Annotated in this window: 19 protein-coding genes; 15 read left to right on the top strand and 4 right to left on the bottom strand. The window is 71.0% G+C overall.

Annotated elements, in window-relative coordinates:
* Positions 1 to 280: 280 nt before the first annotated feature.
* Positions 281 to 1,342, top strand: coding sequence for a nucleotidyltransferase family protein (locus RM555_RS08720; RefSeq protein ID WP_311411250.1), 1,062 nt, complete (start codon positions 281 to 283; stop codon positions 1,340 to 1,342).
* Positions 1,343 to 1,408: 66 nt separating this feature from the next.
* Here RM555_RS08720 and RM555_RS08715 read toward each other — a convergent pair whose 3' ends face one another.
* Genes RM555_RS08715 through RM555_RS08700 form a run of 4 tightly spaced genes read right to left on the bottom strand, consistent with a single transcriptional unit; the run spans position 1,409 to position 5,892 of the window.
* Positions 1,409 to 2,989, bottom strand: coding sequence for a hypothetical protein (locus tag RM555_RS08715; protein WP_311411249.1), 1,581 nt, complete (start codon positions 2,987 to 2,989; stop codon positions 1,409 to 1,411).
* An 8-nt stretch (positions 2,990 to 2,997) separates the two neighbouring features.
* Complete coding sequence (glf, locus tag RM555_RS08710) at positions 2,998 to 4,203, bottom strand: UDP-galactopyranose mutase (RefSeq protein WP_311411248.1); 1,206 nt, start codon at positions 4,201 to 4,203, stop codon at positions 2,998 to 3,000.
* Positions 4,200 to 5,120 (bottom strand): phosphotransferase family protein, encoded by a 921-nt coding sequence (locus tag RM555_RS08705; RefSeq protein WP_311411247.1) that lies wholly within the window; start codon positions 5,118 to 5,120, stop codon positions 4,200 to 4,202. The genes glf and RM555_RS08705 overlap by 4 nt, the downstream gene beginning before the upstream one ends.
* Positions 5,110 to 5,892 carry a phosphotransferase gene (locus RM555_RS08700; protein ID WP_311411246.1) on the bottom strand — a complete coding sequence of 261 codons (783 nt, stop codon included), beginning with the start codon at positions 5,890 to 5,892 and terminating at the stop codon, positions 5,110 to 5,112. Before RM555_RS08700 ends, RM555_RS08705 begins: the two co-directional genes overlap by 11 nt.
* Positions 5,893 to 6,813: 921 nt before the next feature.
* Here RM555_RS08700 and RM555_RS08695 point away from each other — a divergent pair.
* The 14 genes from RM555_RS08695 to RM555_RS08630 all read left to right on the top strand — a co-directional run bounded on the left by RM555_RS08695 (position 6,814) and on the right by RM555_RS08630 (position 22,169).
* Positions 6,814 to 7,764 carry a ParB/RepB/Spo0J family partition protein gene (locus RM555_RS08695; protein ID WP_311411245.1) on the top strand — a complete coding sequence of 317 codons (951 nt, stop codon included), beginning with the start codon at positions 6,814 to 6,816 and terminating at the stop codon, positions 7,762 to 7,764.
* Between the two features lie 36 nt (positions 7,765 to 7,800).
* Positions 7,801 to 9,315 carry a class I adenylate-forming enzyme family protein gene (locus RM555_RS08690; protein WP_311411244.1) on the top strand — a complete coding sequence of 505 codons (1,515 nt, stop codon included), beginning with the start codon at positions 7,801 to 7,803 and terminating at the stop codon, positions 9,313 to 9,315.
* A gap of 80 nt (positions 9,316 to 9,395) precedes the next feature.
* Positions 9,396 to 11,060, top strand: coding sequence for a condensation domain-containing protein (locus tag RM555_RS08685; RefSeq protein ID WP_311411243.1), 1,665 nt, complete (start codon positions 9,396 to 9,398; stop codon positions 11,058 to 11,060).
* Positions 11,061 to 11,062: 2 nt separating this feature from the next.
* Entirely contained in the window at positions 11,063 to 11,329 is a 267-nt protein-coding gene (locus RM555_RS08680) for an acyl carrier protein (RefSeq protein WP_089000851.1), read from the top strand.
* 3 nt (positions 11,330 to 11,332) lie between these two features.
* A complete protein-coding gene (locus RM555_RS08675; protein ID WP_311411242.1) occupies positions 11,333 to 12,532 on the top strand; it encodes a class I adenylate-forming enzyme family protein in 1,200 nt (399 codons plus the stop codon).
* A complete protein-coding gene (locus tag RM555_RS08670; RefSeq protein ID WP_311411241.1) occupies positions 12,525 to 13,253 on the top strand; it encodes an SDR family NAD(P)-dependent oxidoreductase in 729 nt (242 codons plus the stop codon). Before RM555_RS08675 ends, RM555_RS08670 begins: the two co-directional genes overlap by 8 nt.
* Positions 13,250 to 15,628, top strand: coding sequence for a peptidase domain-containing ABC transporter (locus tag RM555_RS08665; protein ID WP_311411240.1), 2,379 nt, complete (start codon positions 13,250 to 13,252; stop codon positions 15,626 to 15,628). The genes RM555_RS08670 and RM555_RS08665 overlap by 4 nt, the downstream gene beginning before the upstream one ends.
* A complete protein-coding gene (locus tag RM555_RS08660; RefSeq protein ID WP_311411239.1) occupies positions 15,625 to 16,536 on the top strand; it encodes a transglutaminase domain-containing protein in 912 nt (303 codons plus the stop codon). The genes RM555_RS08665 and RM555_RS08660 overlap by 4 nt, the downstream gene beginning before the upstream one ends.
* Position 16,537: 1 nt before the next feature.
* On the top strand, positions 16,538 to 16,780 hold the full coding sequence (locus RM555_RS08655; protein ID WP_101409372.1) for a phosphopantetheine-binding protein: 243 nt from the start codon (positions 16,538 to 16,540) through the stop codon (positions 16,778 to 16,780).
* Positions 16,777 to 17,688, top strand: coding sequence for a diiron oxygenase (locus RM555_RS08650; RefSeq protein WP_311411238.1), 912 nt, complete (start codon positions 16,777 to 16,779; stop codon positions 17,686 to 17,688). The genes RM555_RS08655 and RM555_RS08650 overlap by 4 nt, the downstream gene beginning before the upstream one ends.
* Positions 17,685 to 19,187: an AMP-binding protein gene (locus RM555_RS08645; protein WP_311411237.1), complete on the top strand. Its 1,503-nt coding sequence runs from the start codon at positions 17,685 to 17,687 to the stop codon at positions 19,185 to 19,187. Before RM555_RS08650 ends, RM555_RS08645 begins: the two co-directional genes overlap by 4 nt.
* Complete coding sequence (locus RM555_RS08640) at positions 19,180 to 20,088, top strand: thiamine pyrophosphate-dependent dehydrogenase E1 component subunit alpha (protein WP_311411236.1); 909 nt, start codon at positions 19,180 to 19,182, stop codon at positions 20,086 to 20,088. The genes RM555_RS08645 and RM555_RS08640 overlap by 8 nt, the downstream gene beginning before the upstream one ends.
* Positions 20,081 to 21,103, top strand: coding sequence for a transketolase C-terminal domain-containing protein (locus RM555_RS08635; protein ID WP_311411235.1), 1,023 nt, complete (start codon positions 20,081 to 20,083; stop codon positions 21,101 to 21,103). The genes RM555_RS08640 and RM555_RS08635 overlap by 8 nt, the downstream gene beginning before the upstream one ends.
* A complete protein-coding gene (locus tag RM555_RS08630) occupies positions 21,096 to 22,169 on the top strand; it encodes a 2-oxo acid dehydrogenase subunit E2 (RefSeq protein WP_311411234.1) in 1,074 nt (357 codons plus the stop codon). Before RM555_RS08635 ends, RM555_RS08630 begins: the two co-directional genes overlap by 8 nt.
* Positions 22,170 to 22,825: the final 656 nt, after the last annotated feature.

Below are 22,825 nucleotides of genomic sequence, written 5' to 3'. Positions count from 1 at the left end.
CCAGCGCCCCACCCAGCGGCGGAACGCGTCCCGTCCACGGCGACGCCCGTGGACGCGTCCAGCCGACAGGCAGGTGAAACGCTTCCCGGAGACCGTTAAGCTTTGCCGCCCGCCCAGGGGTGAGCTTCACTCAGAGTGATCTCGTGGCCACTGCGGACGGATGTCGAGTCAGCGCCGTGCAATGCCGGGGCACCGTCGAGAAGGAGGCCGAATGGCCGAGTTGTCAGCCGAATCGGAGTTGTTGCTCCTGCTCAGCAGGCAGCATGTGACGGATACGCAGATGGCTCGTGTCCGCACGATCATCAGTCAGGACGCGCCGCGCCTGGACTGGGGGCACTTTGCCGTGCAGGCCGCCAGACACCGCGTCGCCCCCCTCGTGGGCTGGCATCTCTGGCGCCTGTTGACCACCGAGAGGGTCGCGGGCATCGATTCTCCCGTCGTGCTGCTCCTGTACTCCGCCTACCGGGACACCCAACGCGCCAACGAGCTCATGCTGGGTGAGGTCCGGGCGATCAGCGACGCCGCGGCGGACCAGGGCATCACGGTGCTCATGCGCAAGGGCGGGCATCTGGCCTTCGCGGTCTACCAGGAGCCCGGGACGCGACCGATGGGTGACCTGGACGTCCTCGTCACCAGGGAGGAGGCCACCACCCTGGTCAAGGTGCTCGAGGGACTGGGTTATGTGGAAGGCAACCCGACGCGCGTCGACATCGTCCCGCTGAGCAAGCGGGAGCGGGCCTTCTGGCGGCTGTACGGCAGTGACCTGCCCAAGATGAACAAGTTCGGCGAGTTCCACCGGCCGATCGTCAGCATCGACATCAACGTCTCGTTGGCGCTGCCCGGCAAGGGCTACGACGTTCCGGTAGGTGCCGTCCTGGCGCACGCCGGCCGCCACCGGTACGGCGACGCCTCGTTCCTCGTGCCGTCCCCCGAGGACGCGGTCATCGACCTCGCCGCCCACATCTACAAGACGTCGACGACCCTGCGGTTCATGAACCGCGGCAAGCACCGGCAGTTGCTCAAGTACGTCGACATCGCCGAGGTCGTACGCCGTGCCGGCGGAGACCTCTCGTGGGACCTGTTGCTCGAGCGGGTGGACGAGTACGCGGTGGCCGGGCCCGTCTTCTACGGGCTCGCGCACCTGCGGATGCTCTACCCGGACGCCGTCCCCGCGGACGCCCTGGCCGCGCTGCGGCAACGGTGCCCGGAGCCGGAGCGCCTGCTCAGCGAGTACGGCCAGTGGGACCTGCCGGAGCCGCGCGCCTGGCAGCAGGACTTCCTCACCCGGTTCTTCGACCCGGACGCCGACCGCGACCTGCCCGCCTCGAAGTCACTCGTGTGACGGTAGGAGGCGCCTGGGCGGCATCGCCCAGGCGCCTCCTGCCTCGCGAGCGACGCGAGGAGAGGCCTACCGTTCGGTCTTCCCGGACAGCACCGGCGTGCCCACCCGCCAGGAGCGGAGCATGCGCAGGAACATCAGCCACGGGCCGGTGGCGCTGACGAAGGGCGCGGCGACGAACGTCGCCACGAGCGTCAACCGCGGACGCCTCCCGGTCAACCAACTGACGGAGCGGTCCTGGCGGTCGATCCCGCCCAGTCGCGGCAGCAGCGCCAACAGCAGGACGGCCGTGACGGGATACGCCACCACACCGGCGCCGACGGCGAGCACAGTCCACCAGCCGCCCCCCAGCGCCGTGATCACCAGCCCGGCGGGGATGAGCAGCACTCCGGCGAACCAGATGGCGATGTCGAACAGCTCCTTCGCCACCAGCAGCCATTTGCCCGGCCGGCTGACCGGCGACGGATAGGGGCGTACGTGGTCCAGTTCCCGGGCGACCCCCAGGCTGCCGTAGCAGACGTTGGCCCACCCGTTCATCATCGACCTGGTCTGGTAGTAGGGCTCGGTCAGGTTGAAGCTCGGGACCAACGCCTGCTCGACGCCGAGCAGCGAGGCACGGTGCCCGACCGGCTCCTGCATCTCCGGGAACGGGCCGAGCTCGCGCCACGCGCCGAGATGGACGAACGTCCCCGAGCCGATCGCGTAGATCATCGGGCGGAACGGCGCGGCGAGCAGGCGCACCAGGCGCGGGCTGCGGCGCAACAGGTCGTTCTGGAGGATCCGCCCGACCTCGACGCCCAGGCCACGCCGCAGCCAGTACAGCACCTGTCCGCGCATCAGGGCGCCGTCGGCACCGGGGGCGAAGGGGGCCCGGAACCGCAGCGGCAGCTGCACCTGGTGCAGCAGCGCCGGCGGGCGGCGGCCCGCGGCGACCGCCGCACGTACCAGGTCTCCCACCGCCACGAAGGTCTCCCCGTGGGCCACCGCGTCGAAGTCGTAGACGGCCAGGTAGACGCTGTCCGGGTCGACGCCCGGCAACAGCTCGGGCAGCAGCTCCACCGCGTAGTTGAGCTGGGAACCCTTGCGCCCGTCGGTGTGGGGGAAGTGGACGTGACACGAGCGGTGCGTACCGGGCCTGCCGTTCAACTCGGCGGTGATCTGCCGGCACAGCTCCTCGGTGGTGGGCGTCGCGTCGAAGGCGCGCCGCAGCACGCCGGGCCACTCGTCCGGTGCCGTCCGCTCCAGCTCGTCGAGGGTCGCGGCGATCACCGACGGCGCGAGCACCTTCTCCAGGGCCCGCTCCCGGCTGCCACGCCTGGCCAGACCGTGTAGTTCGGTGACCACGGCGGGCAGGGCCGCCTCCTGGGCGGCACGTTCGGCCGTCTCGCGTTCGCTCGTGATGGCGACCGATATCAAGGTTCCGGGATATCGCGCGGTGGCGAACGATTCCAGCGTCTCGCGTACCAGTCGCTGCTCGCGCAGGGCCGGCAGCATGACCACGATGACGGGAAGGTCCGCGGGGGCCGCGGCCGGCGCCGCAGGGCGGTCGCGGACCGCCCGGGCCGCCACGATGATCCAAACGAGTACCCAGACCGCGTGCGCGGCGAACAGGATCGCCACGACGCGGCCCAGCACGGTGAGCGTCTGCAAGATGGTGCCTACTCTTTGTCGTCGGTGGTCGGACCGGTGGACCCGAGCGGGCGCCGATCGCGGAAGTAGGGCACGATCCGGTTCTCGAACATCGCCAGCGCGGAACCGATCGCCATGTGCATGTCCAGGTACTGGTAGGTGCCGAGCCGTCCGCCGAAGAGCACGTTGCGCTCGGCGGTCTCCTGCCGCGCCAGCATCCGGTACGTCCGCAGCGCGTCCCGGTCGCCGGCCGTGTTGATCGGGTAGTACGGCTCGTCCTGGTCGCCCGCGGAGCGCGAGTACTCCCGGACCAGCACCGTACGGTCGCTGCGGTACGACCGTTCCGGGTGCATGTGGCGGTACTCGACGTTTCGGGTGAACGGCACCGACTCCTCGGCGTAGTTGATCGTCGTGGTCCCCTGGTAGTCGCGGACCGGCGCCACCTCCCGCTCGAAGTCGAGCGTGCGCCAGCCGAGCCGACCCCCTCGGTAGCGGAAGTAGCGGTCCAGCGGCCCGGTGTAGACGACCGGCGTCCCGTCCGGAATGGCGTCGGCCAGCTCGAAGAAGTCCGTGTTCAGGCGCAGGTCGATGCGCGGGTCGGCCGCCATCCGCGACAGCCAGGCGGTGTACCCGTCGACCGGGAGACCTTCGTACGTGTCGTTGAAGTACCGGTTGTTGAAGTCGAACCGGACCGGCAGCCGGGCGATGACCGACCCGGGAAGTTCCTTCGGATCCGTCTGCCACTGCTTGGCCGTGTAGCCCCGGAAGAACGCGTCGTAGAGGGGCCGTCCCACCAGTGAGATGCCTTTTTCCTCGTGGCTCGGATCAGGGGGTAGTTGGCCGATCTCGGCGGCCTGTTCGGCAATCAGTGCCCGCGCCTCGTCCGGGGTCAGGTAGCGGCCGAAGAATTGGCAGATCGTCGCGAGGTTGACCGGCAGGGGATACACCTGTCCCTGATAGAGGGTGAAAGCCTTGTGCCGGTATCCGGTAAACGCGGTGAAACGGTTGACGTAGGCCCAGATTCGCTCGTTCGAGGTGTGGAAGATGTGCGGGCCATATCTGTGCACCTCGATTCCGGTGTCCGGGTCGACCTCCGAGTAGGCGTTGCCACCGTGATGGTCGCGCCGTTCCAGGACCAGGACCCGCTTGTCCAACTCGGTGGCGGTCCGCTCGGCAATCGTCAATCCGAACAGGCCGGATCCGACGACCACCAGGTCGTAGCCTTCGAATGTCATGTCACTGCCTCTCCGAGTAGCCGGGCCGCCGACCGGCGCTCGTCGCTGAGGCGCTGCTTCCATTCGGCCACTTCCTGCGGCTCCTTCTCGGCGAAGAGGGCGACGTAGGAAAGAGCCGTGATGATTTTGTGCAGGTGCAGCCCGGCTTCGACGTCACGTGGCGGGGTCGGGTGGGTCCGGTGCGCCGCATAGGCGGTGTGGAACGCCGTCCGTTCGGTGTCGTCCGCGAAGCACCACCAGTCGAGCTTCACGAAGTCCTCCACCGGGTCACCGGGCCGGGCGAAGTCCATGTCCAGCAGCCATACGTCGCCGGCTCTGTCGACCAGCACGTTGGGTAGGTGCACATCGAGGTGGGTCAGCCGCGGAGACATCGGCGGCAGCACCTCGGTGACCAGTTCCAGCAGTTTGGCGACGAGCCGATCAAGATCGCTGGGGGTGAATATCTCCAACCTGGCTGCCCGGGCGGCGTAGCGGCGGATCTTGACCGCGACCGTGTCGTGGATGCTGGTCGGCCCCTGCGTGGTGTAGGGGATGTCGTGCAGCCGGGCCAGCACCGCCCCCAGCCGTTCGAGTACCCGCCGACGCTCCCGCCCGTCCCGGGCGGCGAAGTGGTCCTCGGCGTCCGTGCCGTCGATCCACTCCTGGACGAGGAAGGCGTGCCCGTCGCCGTCCGATCCCGAACCCAGCAGGCGCGGCACCGGCACGCCGTGTGCCAGCGCGGTCTCGGTGGCCCTGCGGGCTCCCAGGAAGTCGCCCGCCGCCCGGGAGTCTTCGTTGATCTTGACCAGGTAGTCGCCGTCGGTGGTGTGTACCCGCCATCCGGTGCTGAAGATGCCCTTCGTGACCGGTGTCGCCCCCAGCGTGGCCGCCTGCGGCACCACCGAGGTCAGGATGTCGATGGCCGCGTCAGCTTGCATCGGAGCCTCCGGGGGAGTGGACGCCGTCGTACAGGTCGGTCAGCTCGGTCAGACAGCGGTGCGCCAGCGCCGCCGAGGCGGCCCCCGGCCTGCTGCTCGCGCTCATCAGGCGGCTGAACAGGTGCAGCCGCAGGTAGAGGTCGACGGTGGGTGACCGTGGGTCGAGACCGACCCATTCCGGCCACCGCGCCGGCGGCAGGCGCCACTCCCAGGCCAGCCTGACCAGGTCCAGTTCGGGGTCGCCGAAGGTCGCCAGCTCCCAGTCGAGCAGAACCGGGCCGTGTCCGGTCAGGATGACGTTGCCGGGGTTCGGGTCGCTGTGCAGCAGGTGGGGGCGCGTGTCTCCGAGCACGTCGAGCGCGTGGTGCAGGCTCCGGCACTGCCGCGCCTGCGTCGTGAGACCCAATGTCGCCAGTGTCTCGGCGTACGAGTCGAGCCGGCCCGCCAGGAACCCGGCCCAGCTCGGTTGGTCGGGCGCGTGCAGCCGACCGAAGGCGGGTCCGGTGATCGTGTGCGCGGCCCGCAACGCGGCGACCGATGCCCGCACGTCGAGGGCGCTGGCGGGGTTCGGTGCGCTGCCCCGCACGTACCGGATGAGGGCCGCGCTGTGCCGGCCGAACGTCGCGCTGCCGAGGACCGCGGGTACCGGCGCGCGTCCGCGCAGCGACTCGAGTGCCGTCACCTCGGTGTCGCGGCGCCAGGGGGCGGTGTAGAGCTTGAGCACGGCGAGGGGGCGCACCACCAGCACCCGGTTGGTCTCCCGCTCGGTCACGACCGCCGCTCCGGTCTGGTGCCCGGTGTCGGGCGAACCGTCGTCGCGGACCCGGCGCGGGTGCCCGTCTCCGCGCCGCGGTCACCGGATCGACCGTCGGGCGGGCTCAGGCGCGTCCGTGCCCGCGTCGTACGGCTCACCACGCAGCCCGTATCGCGGGGCCGGCAGGAGTCCGCCCCCGGAGCCGGTGTCCTGGCAGGACGCCTCCTCCGGCGGCCGGTGCCCCACGTCCTGACGACCCGGCCGGCGACCGGGCGGGGTGGCGGTGCGCGGCGGCAGTGGCCGGCAGCTTCAATTTCTGTGGCATTGCCCCGCCCGTACTAATTGGTTTGCTGGTGTCTCTGAAGTGTTTTGTCGAGCAAGGACGGACGGCATTTCTCGAACGTCGCGCCCGCCTTCGACCGGACACTGGCCAACGGTCTCGGGGCCTGCATAGTACCGACCGTGATGGTGATCCACAAGCATGCTCGTAGCCCATTTGCGTCAGAGGGTCGCCACCCTCCGTGTTGCTCGGTCGCAATTCGAGATGGACTGCGGCGGTTTCTGCGCCGGACAATTACCGACCGTCCGTAGGGCGTTTACGCGCTGATGCTGCCGAGGTGTCCCGGTCCTGCTCGAGGCCGAACTGTCGGTACGTTCTCCGTTACCGTTCGAATTGCTGTCGTCGGCGTCTGGAAGGCGTCTGCCTGCGGTTGTAGCATGGCCGCCACGGGTATTTCGTGACGGACGGGCAATGGTGGCGGCGGCTGAATCGTCAGCAAAGTGCGACTGTGCGTTGTCGCAGGAGCACGGGCGATCAGCGTCAGCTCAACCATTCTCACTGTGGCGACTTGGCGCGAGGGACGAATGAAGAGACGACCGGATAGCGACTCCACCGCGCAGCCCGCCCAGGCGGGGGAGGCAGCGGCTCCGGAGGTCGACGTGGCCGATGTGCGCTCGTTGCGGGTCGGCTTCTCCCCGAGACTGGACGGGATCAGCGCGAGACACGTCTCGACGCTCGTCGAGCTGACCGTCGAGCTGCCACCGATCGTCGTCCAGCGGTCCTCGCTGCGGGTGGTGGACGGCATGCACCGGCTACGGGCCGCGCGTGTGCGCGGTGACCGCCACGTGCCGGTCGTGTACTTCGACGGCTCCGACGCGGACGCCTTCGTGGCCGCGGTGCAGTTGAACCTCGAGGACTGCCTGCCCCTGAGCGCCCGGGATCGGCTGGCCGCTGCCAAGCGGATCCTCGCCTCGCACCCCCAGTGGTCCGACCGCCGGATAGCGGCGGTGTGCGGCGTCGCCGCCAAGACCGTCGCCGGCCTGCGGCGGCGTTCCCTGGACACGGGCCACCACCAGGACGTCCGGATCGGCCGGGACGGGCGTCGGCACCCGGTCTCGACGGAAGAAGGCCGGCGGTTGGCCGAGGCGATCGTGCGCCGCGAGCCTGATGCCAGCCTGCGCGAGGTGGCGCGCCGGTCAGGTATCTCGGTCGGGACGGCTTTCGACGTCCGCCGCAAGGCGCTCGGAGGCGGCGCCTGCGTCCCGGCTGGGCAGAAGGCCCCGGCGCCGCCGCTCGCCGAGTTGGCAGCCGTCTCGTCCCCCGACGGGCTGCCGGTGACGGATCAGGAGCTCGCCGCCAACATCCGACTACAGCTGGAGCGGCTCCGCCAGGATCCCGCGCTGCGCTACACGGACCACGGCAAGGCCCTGCTCCGGCTGCTCACCGGGACGCTCGCCTTCATCTCGCAGTCGTCGAACACCGCTGGCAGCGTTCCCGCGCACTGCCACGAGTCGCTACGGGCTGTCGCCCAGGCCTGCGCGGGGGGCTGGTACCAATTCAGCCAGATGCTGCCCGAGGAGCGCAGACGGCACCGGACGGTCGGGCGTTGAGCCCCACCGCCAGGGGCAGCTCAGCCCGGTCCTGACATGCGGATCCACACCCTGCTGGACACCGCCGCGCGTCGGCATCCCCAGCGCACCGCGGTCGTCGACCGGAGTCACCGGTGGAGCTACCAGGAACTCCGGCAGCGAAGCGTCAACCTGGCCGGTCGGTTCCGCGCACTGGGCCTGCTGCCGGGGGACCGGATCGCCGTGCGGTCCGGCGGCGCCGGCTTCGCCGCGATCCTGTTCGCGGCGTCGTACGCGGACCTGACGCTGGCGCCGTTGTCGGCCACGATGCGTCCGTTCCAGCTTCGGGCGGTCCTCGCCGACATCGAACCGGCCCTCGTGGTGGGGATCGACCCCGCAGCGGTCGAGGTGTCCGCCCGTACCTGGTCGTCGGCACAGTTCGGGGAGATCCTGGAGACGCGCGACGCGCCGGTCGGGGACGCGGGCCAGCCCGATGCCAGCCGTGCCGACGGTGGCCCGGAGGCGCCCGCCCTCCTGATGTACACGTCGGGCAGCAGCGCGCGGCCCAAGGGGGTGGTCTGTCCGCACGACAGCGTCCTCTTCGCGACCCGGGCGATCGGACAGGTCCTCGGCTACCGGCCGGACGACGTCGTGCTCTCCTGCGTGCCGCCCTCGTTCGACTACGGGCTCTACCAGCTCCTGCTCGCCACGGCTGCGGGCTCGCGGTGGGAGGCGCTCGAGGCAGGCGAGGGGATCGCCCTCCTCGAACGGATGACCCGCGCGGGGGCCACCGTCGTGCCCGTCGTGCCGGAGATCGCCACCGCGCTGCTCCGGCTGGCGGCCAGGACGGCGCTCCCGGTGCCGCAGTCGGTCCGGATGTTCACGAACACCGGCGCCCGGATGTCGCCACGGCTCGCAGCCGGGCTGCGCGACGCGTTCCCGGGCGCGGCCGTGGTGCAGATGTACGGGCTGACCGAATGCAAGCGGGCCACGATCCAGGAGCCGGACGGCGACCTGGAACGCCCAGGGTCGGTCGGGCGCGCGATCCCCGGCACCGTCGTACGCGTCGTCGACCGCCAGGGCCGGCCGCTACCCGCCGGCGAGGTCGGCGAGGTCGTCGTCGAGGGCGCGAACGTCATGGCCGGATACTGGCGCGACCGGCAGCTGAGCGCCACCACCTTCCGGGCGACCGCGGCTGGCCGGCGGCTGCACACAGGCGATCGCGGCCACCTGGACGTCGACGGCCACCTGTATCTGCACGGTCGTGGCGACGACGTCTTCAAGCACCGGGGCGTGCGGTCGAGCACCGCCGAGATCGAAGCGGCGGCCATGGACATCGACGGCGTCGACGGGGCTGCCGCCCTCGCGCCGGACGAGGCGAACCCGCTCACCGTCGTGGTGGCCACCGTCCTGCCGGAGAACGACGTGCTGGCGGAGCTGGCGCGCCGCCTCGAACCGGCCAAGACGCCGGAGCGTTGCGTCGCGGTCCACGCGCTGCCGCTCACCCCGCACGGGAAGGTGGACCGTCAACAGATCCGGGCGATCGCGCGTTCGCACTCACCGCCGACCCCCGTTCAAGTGCGGATTCCTTGACGGTGTCCGGGGAGTTGCTAATCTGCCGATCTTGAATCTGGCCTCCGGTAGGTGACCACTGCTGCTGGGATGAGGACCGTATGTCGTCGCGACCCACCCGCCCTGAGGCGGTCGATCTCGACACCGCTGTCCATCCCCTGCTGCCGGGCCAGCTCGCGCACCACCGCGCCCTGTCGGGGACGGCGGAGCAGGGCGCGGCGGTCTGGATGTCCTACCAGGTCACCGGACCGCTGGACGTCGCCGCGTTCGTCGGCGCGGTGCGCTCGACGGTCGCCCGGCACGCGGCGCTGCGGATCGGTGTCACGACGCTCGACGGTGAACCTGTCCAGTGGGTCCGGCCGATGCCCGACGAGCGCCGGCTCGTGGCGATGACCCAGGTCACGGCGAACGACACCGAGCAGTTCGCCCGGTACGTACGTTCCGTCCTGGCGGCGGACCTCCGGCGCCCCTTCGACCTCGCGGTCGAGTACCCGTTCGTGCTGCGGTTGCTGCGGTTCACTCCCACTCTGCACGCCGTGCTCGGAGTGTTCTCCGACTACGCCGTCGACGCCACCGCCCGGATGATCGTCGTACGCGACCTGTGGGGCGCCTACTTCGGCGGCGGGACCGACACCGACCCGGTGGACGCCGACTACCTCGCCGCGGTGACCGGCCAGGCCGCCGCCGCCGACTCGGCGCGCGCCCAGGCGGTGTCCGCGTACTGGCGACAGCGTGGCCCGTGGCTGCCGCCCCGGTGCCAGTTCCTTCCGGGGCTCGGCGGGTCGTCCGCGACCGTCGCCCACACCGAGCTGCTGACCCTGGTCGAGGACGAGTGGAAGGACGTGCGCGAGCGCTGGCAGGCCGCCGGCTTCAGCACCGTCCAGTGGCTCCTCACGTTGTTCGCGGCCGCCGTGTTCCAGCTGACGCCGCAGGACCGCCTCGTCGTCTCGATGAAGCTGAACGGTCGGCGTCACGCCGACCAGGGCGTCGTCGGCATGTTCGACGTCGTCGTGCCGGTCGTGCTGGACCGGCCGGACCGGCCCGACGACCTGCTGGTGCAGGTGCGGCGGGAGCTGTTGTCGGCGACCTCGCGCCGCACCGTCACGCGGCAGGCGTTGGACGACATGTGGGCGACAGCGGTCCGACGCCTGGGCCGACCGGTCCACGACACCCTGTCGATGACGTACCTGGAGGACACCGCCGACCGCGACGACGCCGACGGCGGCGCGGTCGCCATCGAGCGCGGCGCGTACACCCCGACGTGGGTCAGGACCGCCGACGGCCTGCGGATCGCCGCGAACGAGCGGCCCAACGGGCTGGGCGTCCGGCTGACCGTCGACGGCGAGACCATGTCGCAGGCCACCTTCACCAGGTTCGTCGCCGCCTTCCGCGCACTGCTGGCCGGAGAAGACCCGGCCAGCGCCGCGCCGGCGACGGAGAGCGGCCCCGGGCTCACGCCACTTCGCGCACCCGACGGTGCGGTCGTGCTGGTCGTCGACCTGGCCGAGGTGGCCTCGGTCCTCGACTCGCATCCCGCGGTCGCCTCCGCCAGGGTCTCGGTGGAGGTCGCCGAGGACGGCGGATCGCGGCTCGCCGCCGAGGTGACGACCGCCGACGCCGCAGTCACGGCGGACGATCTCGCCAGCCACGTCCGTTCGCACGTCGCCGGCCGGCCGTTCCTGGCGGTCCCGGTGCGCATCGCGGTGGTGTCCGACACCGCCGCCGACGAACGGTCCGAGGAGCTATTCATGGATGGAGTTGGTTGAGCGTGGAGAGTGTCCACGTCGACACGGTGATCGACGAGGAAACCCTTGACGCGGTGGCGAAGCGGGTGCTCACCGTGCCGCCGGTCGGCGACGCGCCGCGCTACACCGGCGCGATGCAGCTGGCCGAGCTGGAGATCGACAGCCTCGTCGTCGCGGAACTCATCGTCGAGTTCGAGCAGGAGCTGGGCGTACTGCTGGACGTCGTCGCCGTCGACCGGATGGAGACGCTCGCGGACCTCTGCCGGGCGCTGCAGCCGGCAGCAGGCTGAGCCATGCCCGTGACTACCCATGCCGATCCGCTGGCGCAGCGGATCGTCCGGCTGCGAGAGGCGGTCGCGGCGACCGGCCTGCGCCACCTCGCGGTCGAGGTGGCCTCCGGGCCGGACCTCGTGGTCGCACTGCGTGCGCTCCGCCCGCTCGACGCGTCCGTGGCCGTGGTGGGTCCGACCGTCACCGCGTCGGCGCTGGCGGAGCTGCGCCCGCAGGCCGTGCTGAACGTCGCCAGCGGGCGGATCCGGCCCACCGGGGAAGACGGCCGGCCCACCGGCGCAGGGCAGGGCGGGCTGTGGATCTTCTCGTCGGGCACCACGGGTACCCCGACCCCGACCTACTGGCCCTGGCCGGAGCTGACCCGCGGCGCCGACTGGGACACCGCGCACCGTGACGAGAGGTGGGGGATCGGCTACGCACCCTTCACCTACGCCGGGGTGGAGGCCGTGAGCCAGGCGTTGGGCAGGGCGGCCGGCATCGACTTCCTCACGCCCACCGATCTGGCGGCCGGGACGGGCGCGCGCTACGACGTCGTCGCCGGCACCCCGTCGTTCTGGCGGATGGCGGCGCTGCACCGGGGGACCGACGAGGCCCGACCGCGGGTGCACACCGTCTCGATGGGCGGCGAGCCGGTGGACGCCCAGCTGCTACGCCTGATCGAGTCGGCGTTCGCGCCGCAACGCGTCCTGCAGTTCTACGCCAGCACCGAGCTGGGCCGGATCGCCACCGTCTCCGACGGGCTGCCGGGCCTGCCGCTCTCCGTCCTCGACGGGTACGGGCCCACCGGGAAGGCGCTGGCGGTACGTGACGGCGAGCTGCTCCTGTCCCCGGCGCCCGGCGCACCGTACCTGCCGACCGGGGACGAGGTGGCGATCCACGGTGGGCGCCTGCACATCCTCGGGCGACGCGGCGAGGTCATCAACGTGGGTGGCGTGAAGGTCGTGCCCGGCCACGTGGCCCGGCTGCTGCGGGAACTCCCGGACGTCGTCGCGGTCCGCGTCTACCCGGTGCGCAGCAGCGTGCTGGGCGCCGTCGTCGGCGCCGACGTCGTCACGCCGCCGGGCGCCGACCGTGACCTGGTCGTGCAGCGGGTCAAGGCCCATGCCCGCCGCGTACTGGCCCCGGCGGAACAGCCGCGTCGCGTCACCGTCGTCGACCAGCTGCCGATGGCACCGTCCGGAAAGGCGGCCCGCGGTGAGTGAGGCGCTCGGGACGGTCTTCGTCACCGGCGGTACCCGGGGCATCGGGCTGGCTGTCACCCGGCAGCTGTTGACCGTCGGTTACCGGGTGGTCGCCGTGGCACGGACCGCCCCCAGCGAGTTCGCGGCCCTGCGGGAGTCCGTCGGTGACCCGCTGTCGTTCGTCGCCGCCGACCTCACCAGCGGCGACGATCGGCTCGCGGTGGCCAACCGGCTGCGGGAGTGCGCCGATCTCCACGGTCTGGTCAACAACGCGGGGGTGGCGAGCGCGGCTCTGCACGTGGCCGCCGCGCGGTCGGACATGACCCGGATGTGGCAGCTCAACGTCGAGGTCCCGATGTCCCTGTCCCAGGCGGCGGTCAAGGCGATGTACCGCCGTGGCGGGCGCATCGTCAACATCACCTCGATAGCGGCCCACCGGACCTTCCGCGGGCTCGGCGCGTACACCGCGACCAAGTGCGCTCTGGAAGGGTTCTCGAGGGTGCTCGCCGCCGAGGTCGGCAGCCGGGGCATCACGGTCAACTGCGTCGCACCGGGCTTCATCGACACCGCCATGACCGCATCGATCGAGGACGGCCTCCGCGCCGCGATCAACCGACGGAACATGCTCAACCGGGCCGCCACCGTCGCCGACGTGGCGCGGTCGGTGGAGTTCCTGCTCTCGCCCGCCGCGGAGGCCATCACCGCGCAGGTGCTCCGGGTCGACTCGGGCAGCGGCGGATGAGCACGCTGGACAAGACCGGGCAGGCGGAACAGGCCCCCCGGCCGCCGGAGGCGACGAGCCTACCGACGGAGTTCACCGACCGACGACAGCGCTTCCGGCGCGAGGCGTTGCGTCACCACGGCGTCAACCGGGATGCCGGCGACGCGGTGGAGCTCGGCTGGCGGGCGCTACCCGGCCTGGCCGCGTTGCGCGGCCTGCGGTGGCGCAACGTGCGGGCCGCGCTGCGGGTCTCGCGCACCCGGGTTCCGGTCGTGCTCCAGTCGCAGATGAGCGAGTGTGGGGCCGCCGCGCTGGCGATGGTCCTCGCCTACTTCGGTCAACCGGTCCCCCTCGACGAGCTGCGCACCGAGACCAACACGGGCCGGGACGGGGTCGCGGCCCGCGCGATGCTCGGTGCCGCACGGCGGCGCGGCCTGGTCGCGCGCGGGGTCCGGGTCTCCATTGAAGGGCTGCGCAACCTCCCCCCGGCGACCATCCTCTTCTGGAACTTCATCCACTTCGTCGTGTTGGAGCGGGTGACCGACACCCACCTGTACATCGTCGATCCGGCCTTCGGCCGGCGTAAGGTCAGCCTGGCCGAGGCCGGCAAGGCGTTCACCGGTGTGGCGCTGGAGTTCCATCCACCGGTCGGCGCCACGACGTCGCGGCGCGGGGCCGACGCCCGGAACCTCGGCGCCAGCCGCCTGCCGTACCTGTCGAAGTTCTTCCCGCGTACGGCCGCCTGGGTTCCCCTCGCGCTGACCTCGGTCGCGCTGACCCTGTGCGGCCTGGCGGTGCCGGCCGCCTCCACCTACGTCGTGCACCGGGCGAGCCAGCCCGGCGAACCGGTGAGCGCCTGGCTGCTGTTCGGGGCGGCGGTCGTGCTGTTCGGGATGTACTTCTGGATGCAGACCGTCCGTCGGCTGGCCCTGCTGTCCGTGCAGACCCTCGCCGACAAGTCGGTGACCCTCGGAGCGGTCCACCACCTCGTCGCCCTGCCGTTCGACTACTTCGCCCAGCGCCACACCGGTGACCTCTCCATGCGGGTCCGCACCAGCAACGCGGTCCGTCAGATCCTGACGGGATCCGCGCTGTCGGCCGTGCTCGACGGGGTGCTGGTGCTCGTGTACGGCGGGCTCATCGTCGTCGCGGACCGGCGCCTCGGTGCGCTGGTGCTCACCCTCGCCGTCGCCCAGCTCGCCCTGCTCGCGTTCAGCTGGCGCAAGCAGGAATACCTGACCGCGGCGTTGTTGGAGGCGCAGGCGAAGAGCCACACCGAGCTGTTCCAGTTGCTGGACAGCGTGCCGACGCTGAAGGCCTCCGGGCTGGAGGGCGCCGCGGCGGAGACCTGGAGCCACACGTTCGTCGCCGAGGTGAACGCCAGGACCCGCAGCCGGCGGTTCCTCGGCGTGTGCGAGGCCGCCAGCACCGCGATCCAGTTCCTCGCTCCGCTCGCCGTGCTCGCCGCCGGTCTGGTCCTGCTCGGTCGCGGCGAGATCTCGCTGTCCCGGGTGGTGGGTTTCTCCGCCCTGGCCATGGGAATGTTCGTACCGCTGGCGAGTCTGGTGCAGACCGGGCTGGAGGTCGCCGGCCTGAGGGCCACGTTGACCCGGCTCGCCGACATCCTGGACGCGCGACCGGAGGCCGGCCCGGACGCGGTGGCGCCGTCCCGCGTCACCGGCGCCATCACGCTCGACGACGTGCGGTTCGCCTATCCGGGCGCGCGGACGCCGGCGCTCGTGGACGTCAACGCACAGATCGAGCCCGGGCAGTTCACTCTCATCCTCGGTGAGTCCGGCTCCGGCAAGTCGACGCTCGCCATGCTGTTGGCGGGGCTCTACCTGCCCAGCGCCGGCACGGTGTCCCTCGACGGCACGCCGACGGACCAGCTGGACCGGCCGGCCGCGCGGCGGTCGATGGCGTACGTCCGGCAGGACGCCCGGCTGTTCGGCGGGACCATCCGGGAGAACATCGCGCTCGGCCGGCCGGAGTGCTCCCTGGAGGACGTCATCGCCGCGGCCCGGCTGGCCGAGGTCCACGACGACATCGACGCGATGCCGATGCGGTACGAGACGCTGCTCGGCAGCTCCGGGGCGGGCCTGTCCGGTGGACAGATCCAACGCATCTCCCTGGCGCGGGCCCTGCTGCGGAACTCCGAGCTGCTGATCCTCGACGAGGCGACCAGCGCCCTCGACCGGCTCACGGAGGACCGCATCATGGCCAACCTGCGCCGGACCGGGCGCTCCCTGGTGGTCGTCGCCCACCGGCTCTCCCATCCCGAGGCCGCCGACCAGATCCTCGTCATGAGCGACGGCAGGCTCGTCCAGCGTGGCCGCCACGAGGACCTGATGGCCGAGGACGGTCTGTACCGGCGCCTCGTGGGGGGTGCCTCGTGACAGCCGAGCGTTGGCTCGACCGGCAGGCGCTCGACGCCCTGCTGCCGCTGATCCTGCAGGTGCCGCACTCGCATCGGCGCTTCGAGATGGACGCTGCCACGGCCGCCGCCGAGTACCAGATCGACGGGCCGGGCCTCGACGTCCTCGTCGCCGCCGGTCTGCCCTCGGCGGCCGGCGCGGACGGCCTCCTGTTCGACGCCACCGACCTGCGCAACGTCTCGGTGCACCTGGACCCGCGCTCGCGCGGGCGCAAGGTCCTGTCCTGGTGGATCCGCGAGCTGGGGCGCCCCACCGCCCACGCCCGCTACCGGATGGACTATGTGGCGCAGTGCCCAGAGCCGGGGCACGACGAGCCGTGCCGGTGGCGCCTCGCGGTGCCGGACGACGCCTGGCACGAGACGACGTCGGCACCGGACCGGGGCGGCGTGCTGCACTCGGTGACGTTCGACCCGCCGCGGACCTGGCCGGAACTGCCGACCGCGGTGCTCGACCTGCTGGCGGAGACCCGGCACATCCGGTTCCTCTGGCTGCCGGAGACGTTGCGCGCCGACAGCGTCTTCGTCCGTGACACCGGGATCGGCGACTGTGTCGGCGTCGCCCACCTGCTGGTCGAGGAGGCCCGCAGGCGGGGACTGACCGCCCGGTTCTCCTTCGGCAGGTCCCTGACCCCACCGATCTCCGCATCGCACTCGTGGGCGGAGTTCCAGGTCGACGGGGTCTGGGTCCCGGTCGACCCGGTGCTCCTGGACGCCCTGGGGCAGTGGGGCATGGCCGGGCCGGAGTGGCACCGCGACCGCTCGCTCGGTGCCATTCTCGGCCGCGTCGGACCCAGCTGGCGCGACCTGGTGACGCACGCCGGTCAGCCGGTTTTCGCGAGATTCCCAACCTACCGCGACACGGGAGGGTGACATGGTGGATTGGCCACCCGCCTTTGAACCGCTCATTCGGGAGCGCAGTCGGCTGCTCAGTGCCGACTCGCCCCTGGAGCCTGACCAGAGCCTGACCGAGCTCGGTGTCGACTCGCTGGAAGTGGTCGAGTTGATCGTCAACCTGGAGACCGAGTTCGACATCGAGATCCCACCCGAGCTGTTGCAGCCGGAGGTCTTCGCGACTCCGGGCACCATCTGGAACGCGGTCAGGAGCCTGATGTGACCGGCCCCGTCGAGGAGAGACACGCGGACATGCACCAGTCGTGGGAGCGGCTCACCACGGTCGCCGCCAGGTTGAGCGACCAGGCGCGGGACCAGCGCTACCACGTCTTCGACATCTTCGACTGGCCGGCGGAACTGCCGACGGACCAGTTCTGGATGAGCCCGGAGTTGACGACGTGTCACGGCACCGCGGTGTGGGACCGACTGTCGGATGCCGAACGGGTGCGCCTGACCCAGGCCGAGGCGGTGAACTTCTTCAGTCTCAACGTCCATCTCATCCGCGAGCTGATCGGCGAGGTGGCCGGGCGGATCTACGACACGCGGTACCCGGGCCTGTCGGAGTTCTTCCACGACTTCATCCACGAAGAGAACGAACACATGTGGTTCTTCGCCCAGTTCTGCCAGCGGTACGGGGGGAAGGTCTACAAGACCAAACGCGTCGCCGGCTCCGCGATCGACGGTGGCCCCGCCATCCGTGACCTCGTCATCTTCGGTCGCATCCTCATCGCGGAGGAGCTGTGCGACTACTACAACGCGAAGATGGCGACCGACGGCCGGCTGCCGCAGATCGCGCAGCAGATCAACGCCGTCCACCACCAGGACGAGTCGCGACACATCGCGTTCGGTCGGCAGATGATGCGGGCGCTGTACGAGGAGGCGAAGCAGAGCGCGACGCCGGAGGAGCTGGCGGGAGCCGGGACGTACCTGGCCCGCTACGTCAGCTCGTGCCTGCGGGCGTTCTACCACCCCGAGGTGTACGCGGACGCCGCCCTTCCCGAGGCCCGGCGGATCCGCGCCGAGGTGCTCGGCGACCCGTACCGTCAGGAGTTCCATCGGACCGTGATGCACAAGACCACCCGCTTCTTCGACCGGTTGGGGCTCTTCACGGAAGACACGGTGGCCTGGTGACCGGTCAGCTGCCACAACGTCTGCTGCACGAGTGGTTCATCGCCGGCCTGGCGACGGCGCCGGACCGGGTCGCGCTGCGGATCGGTCGCCAGGAGTGGACGTACACGGAGCTGGACCAGGTGGCCCGGCGCTGGGCCGGCGGGCTGGTCGCGTGCGGGGCGCGAACCGTCGGCATCCTCGCGGTGCGCAGCATCGAGTCGTATGCCGGGCTCCTCGCCACGCTCTACGCCGGCGCGACGGCGGTGCCGCTCAGCCCGGGCTTCCCCGCCGCGCGCACCTGCCGGATGGCGGCGCAGGCCGGCGTCGACACGCTGATCGTCGACCGCTCGGGGGCGGCGGCGCTTGCGCACCTCACGGCGGCCCTGCCCGGCCTCACCGTGGCGGCGCAGGCCGCGACGCCGCTGGACGCCCTGCCCCGGGCCGGCTACGACGACGTGGCGTACGTGCTGTTCACCTCGGGCTCCACCGGCCGGCCCAAGGGCGCGGCGATCACGCACGCCAACATGGACAGCTTCCTGCGGTACAACCTCGACCGTTACGACCTCGGCCCGGGCGACGTGTGCTCGCAGACCTTCGACCAGACCTTCGACCTGGCGATGTTCGACCTCTTCGTGGCCTGGGGCGCGGGTGCCACCGTGGTGTCCACACCGCCGCAGGTGTTCACCGCGCTGCCGGAGTTCCTGGCCGCCGAGCGGGTGACGTTCTGGTTCTCCGTGCCCAGCGCCATCGCTCTGGTGCGGCGCCGGGGCGGGCTGACTCCCGGCTCGATGCCGACGCTGCGGTGGAGCCTCTTCTGCGGTGAGGCGCTGCGCATGACGGATGCCGAGGACTGGCAGCGGGCGGCGGCCGGATCGGTGGTGGAGAACCTGTACGGCCCGACCGAGCTGACCATCGCCTGCTCCGCGCACCGGTTGTCCGAGGACTCCGCCGACCTCGCCGTGCACGGCGTCGTCCCCATCGGCGCGCCGTACCCGCATCTCAGGTACCGCATCGTCGAGGACGGCGTGGATGGCACCGAAGGCGAGCTGTGCGTGACCGGGCAGCAGATGTTCCCCGGGTATCTCGACCCGGCCGACGACGAGGGTCGCTTCCACGACGGCGACTCGGTGCGCTGGTACCGCACCGGCGACCGGGTCCGGGAGTGCGCCGGCGGTGAACTCGTCTATCTCGGTCGGGTCGACCGGCAGGTGAAGGTCCGCGGCTACCGGGTCGAGCTGGACGAGCTGGAGTGGCACGTCGGGCAGTTGCCGGGGGTGGAACGGGCCGTCGCGGTGGCGTTCGAGGCGGCCGGGCGGACGGAGCTGGCCGTGTTCTACGTCGGCACCCCGGGCGTGGACATCCGTCGCCCGATGTCCTCGATCCTGCCGGGATACATGGTGCCGCTGCTGTGCCGCGACATCGACGCGTTCCCGCACACCGCGAACGGCAAGATCGACCGTGGGGTGCTCGCCGCACGGGCCCGGGACCTGGTGGCCGGCGGACAGGTCACCCATGCGTGAGAGCCGGCTGCACCCGCTGGCCGACTCCACCCTCGGGGCGATGCTGTCCATCCGTCGCTTCGAGTACGCGGTCCTCGACCTGCTCGGCCGGGGACTGATCCCGGGCACCAGCCACACCTGCCTCGGCCAGGAGCACGTCCCGGTCGTGGTCGAGTCCCTGCTACGCCACGACGACGAGGTGTTCAGCAACCACCGGGGACACGGCCACTACCTGGCGCGGTACGACGATCCGGCGGGCCTGCTCGCCGAGCTCGCCGGCCGTGAGGGCGCGTTGTGCGGCGGGATGGGCGGGTCGCAGCACATCCGCCGCCCGGGCTTCATGTCCACCGGCATCCAGGGGCAACTGGTGCCGGTCGCGGTGGGCACCGCCTTCGACATGCGGCGCACCGGAACGACCTCGATCTCCGTGGCGTACGTCGGGGACGGCACCTGGGGCGAGGGGGTGGTGTACGAGGCGCTCAACCTCGCCGCGCTGTGGCGGGTGCCGATGGTCGTCGTCGTCGAACACAACGGGATCGCCCAGTCCACCCCGACCTCGGCACAGATGGCCGGTAGCGTCGCCGACCGCTGTGCCGCCTTCGGCATCCGCCACGTCAGGGTGACCGGCATCGACGTCGACGCCATCCGGGCCAGCCTGGCGCCGCCGTTCACCGCCGTACGTCACGACGGGTCTCCGTTGGTGGTCGAGTTCGACACGGTGCGGCTCGGCCCGCACAGCAAGGGCGACGACACCCGCACGCCGGCGGAGCTCGAGGCCCACGCCGGGCGTGACTGGTACCCGCACTACCGTGCGGCGTTCCCGGAGCAGGTCGACCGCCTGGACGCGGCGGCGACCGGGAAGATCCGCGCCGTGGTCGAGTCGGTCCTCGCCCGACCGCTGATCGGTGCCGGTCATGGTTGAGCCGGGGACCGAGCGGGTCGGGGAGGGCCTCAACCGTGCCCTGGCGGCCCTGCTCGCGGAGAGGCCGGATCTCCATCTGATCGGCGAGGACATGGCCGACCCCTACGGCGGCGCCTTCGGCGTCACCCGCGGGCTGTCCACCGGGTATCCCGAGCGGGTCCTCAGCACTCCGATCAGCGAGCAGGCGATCGTGGGCTTCGCGGTCGGCCTGGCCCTGCGGGGCCGGGAGGCGGTGGTCGAGGTGATGTTCTCCGACTTCGCCACGCTGTGCTTCGACCAGATCGTCAACCTCGCCAGCAAGGCCGTCACGATGTACGGCGAACCGGTGCGGATGCCGCTGGTGATCCGGTGCCCGACGGGGGGAAACCGCGGGTACGGGCCCACCCACAGCCAGAGCCTGCAGAAGCACTTCGTGGGCGTCCCCAACCTCGCCGTGCACGAGCTGAGCCCGGTGCACGACGCGCACGCCACACTGGCCCGGATCCTCGACTCGGGGGCTCCCGCGATGTACTTCGAGGACAAGGTGCTCTACGGCCGTCGACGGTTCGGCGCGGCGGCCGGGGACGAGCTGTTCCACTGCGAGCGGATCGGTGGCGCCTGCGACTTCGCCGTGCTGGGCGTGCGCGGGGTCGACCGGGCCGACGTCGTGGTCATCGCACCGGGCGGCCTCACCGACAGGGTGCTCGGCGGGATGCGGGGTGCCTATCTGAGTGACGAGATCGCGGTGCGTGCGGTGGTGCCGTCGCGGCTCTATCCGTTCGACCCCGCGCCGCTGGCTGCTCTGGTCGCCGGGGCCGGACGGGTGGTGGTCGTCGAGGACGGGACGGCCGGCGGGACGTGGGGTGCCGAGGTGGCTCACACCATCCACCAGCAGATGTGGGACCTGCTGTCCCAGCCCGTCCGGCTGCTCCACGCGCCGTCGAGCACCATCCCCGCCGCACCCCACCTCGAGCGTGCGGTGCTGGTCCAGGCGGACGACGTCCGCGCCGTGGTGACGGCGGTCGCCGGTGGGTGACATCCGGCTGCCGCGGCTCAACGCGACCGACGAGGAGTACACGCTGATCGAGTGGCTGGTCGGCGACGGGGCGCCGGTCGAGGCGGGCACCGCGGTAGCTCTGGTGGAGACGTCCAAGGCGGCGCACGAACTCGTCGCGGACGACGCCGGCATCCTGTGGCAGCGGACGTCCGCACCGTCGACCTGCCGCCCCGGGGAGGTGGTGGCGACCGTCGGCGGGGACGACCGCCCGCCGCCGGCACAGCGGACCGCCGATCCGGATTCGATCACCATCACCGAGCCGGCCCGGCGGCTGATGGCCGAACACGGTGTGGCGGAGGCGGCCGTACGGTCGATCGGCAAGCCGGTCATCGCGCGGTCGGACATCGAACAGCTGGTCGCCGGGCAGGCGCCGCCGACCACGGTCGAGCGGGTGACCGTGTCCGCGGCCCAGCGACGGGTCGCCCGTACGGTGTCCACCTCGCACCGCGAGATCCCCGCCGCGTACGCGGTCGTCAAGGTGGTCGCCGATCGACTGAAACAACGCCTGCGTGCCGAGGCGGCGACCATCGGATTCGTCGGCATCCCGGAGCTGGTGGTCGAGGCGATCGCGGCGCAGCGGGCGGAGTTCCCGCTGTGCTTCGCGCGAGCGGAGAGCGATCAGGCGGCGACGGTTCGGCCGGGAGCGCACGTCGGTGTCACCATCGACGTCGGGAGGGGCCTCTACCTGCCGGTCGTCGCCGACGCCGACACCCGGCCGCTGCGGGACATCGCCGCCGACCTGTTGCGGTTCCGTCGCGCTGCCGTGCGCGGGGAATTCGCCGAGGCTGATCTGGCCGGGTCGAACATCGCGCTCACGATACATACGGACGCGGACGTCGTGCATGCGCAGCCGCTCATCTTCCCGGAACACACATGCGCGGTCTCTCTCGCCTCGATGCAGCGCGAGTTGGTGCTTCAGAATGATGGTTCGGTCACCACCAGTGACTATTTCCATCTGGGTTTGGCATACGACCATCGTTTTGTCAACGGTCGGTCGGCGGTGGCGTTCCTGCGCGCGGTCAAGGCCGATCTGGAGGCAGGTTGATAGCCCCCTTGACAGTTGTCAGTTGAACGCGACCAACGCGACCTCACCCGTGGACATGACGGAGGTATCCTATGGCCCCCAGCCCGCTATGGAAGGGCTGTCGATCCGTGTGGAACCTGTGGACTTGAGTCCGCCGCCACGGCTTGCGGATCGAACCCGTCGGGTGGACAAGGACCGATGAGCGGAAAGGGGTGAACCAACATGACCGAGGTGACTTTCGAGGCTGTCGACATCCGTGAGATGGCCGACGAGGAGCTGGACGATGTGGTGGGCGCGGCCCGTTGCATGTGATTCGTCCGACCATCTGGTCGGGTGCAGTGTGACCGATGAAGCGGGGAGGGGGTGAACCAACATGATCGAGGTGACTTTCGAGGCTGTCGACATCCGTGAGATGGCCGACGACGAGCTGGACGATGTCGTCGGCGGCCCGATGGCCTGCCAGTAAGGCGGCAGGAGGCGCTTGGGCACCTCGCTCAGGCGCCTCCGTCCGCCTTGTCGGTGACGTGGGCGGAGGGTCCCGTGTCGCACCTGCCGGCATCGGCGGGGATCAGACGGTCACGGTCCGGTTCCGGCCGTGACCGATGGTTACGGTTATGGAACGAGCCGCAGCGCCCGACCCTTTCCCAGGCGTGTCTCCTGGGCGTTTTGTTCGAGAA

Origin of the sequence: Micromonospora reichwaldensis, from assembly GCF_031845925.1 — a bacterium.
GTDB lineage: Bacteria > Actinomycetota > Actinomycetes > Mycobacteriales > Micromonosporaceae > Micromonospora > Micromonospora reichwaldensis.
This window is presented reverse-complemented; position numbering and strand designations above follow the sequence as displayed.

What these genes read in the sequence shown, in the direction of transcription:
- RM555_RS08685 (WP_311411243.1), top strand. Translation starts at nt 9,396, where the DNA reads ATGTCGTCGCGACCCACCCGCCCTGAGGCGGTCGATCTCGACACCGCT.
- RM555_RS08720 (WP_311411250.1), top strand. Translation starts at nt 281, where the DNA reads ATGGCTCGTGTCCGCACGATCATCAGTCAGGACGCGCCGCGCCTGGAC.
- RM555_RS08635 (WP_311411235.1), top strand. Translation starts at nt 20,081, where the DNA reads ATGGTTGAGCCGGGGACCGAGCGGGTCGGGGAGGGCCTCAACCGTGCC.
- RM555_RS08665 (WP_311411240.1), top strand. Translation starts at nt 13,250, where the DNA reads ATGAGCACGCTGGACAAGACCGGGCAGGCGGAACAGGCCCCCCGGCCG.
- RM555_RS08675 (WP_311411242.1), top strand. Translation starts at nt 11,333, where the DNA reads ATGCCCGTGACTACCCATGCCGATCCGCTGGCGCAGCGGATCGTCCGG.
- RM555_RS08705 (WP_311411247.1), bottom strand. Translation starts at nt 5,120, where the DNA reads ATGCAAGCTGACGCGGCCATCGACATCCTGACCTCGGTGGTGCCGCAG.
- glf (WP_311411248.1), bottom strand. Translation starts at nt 4,203, where the DNA reads ATGACATTCGAAGGCTACGACCTGGTGGTCGTCGGATCCGGCCTGTTC.
- RM555_RS08640 (WP_311411236.1), top strand. Translation starts at nt 19,180, where the DNA reads ATGCGTGAGAGCCGGCTGCACCCGCTGGCCGACTCCACCCTCGGGGCG.
- RM555_RS08690 (WP_311411244.1), top strand. Translation starts at nt 7,801, where the DNA reads ATGCGGATCCACACCCTGCTGGACACCGCCGCGCGTCGGCATCCCCAG.
- RM555_RS08655 (WP_101409372.1), top strand. Translation starts at nt 16,538, where the DNA reads ATGGTGGATTGGCCACCCGCCTTTGAACCGCTCATTCGGGAGCGCAGT.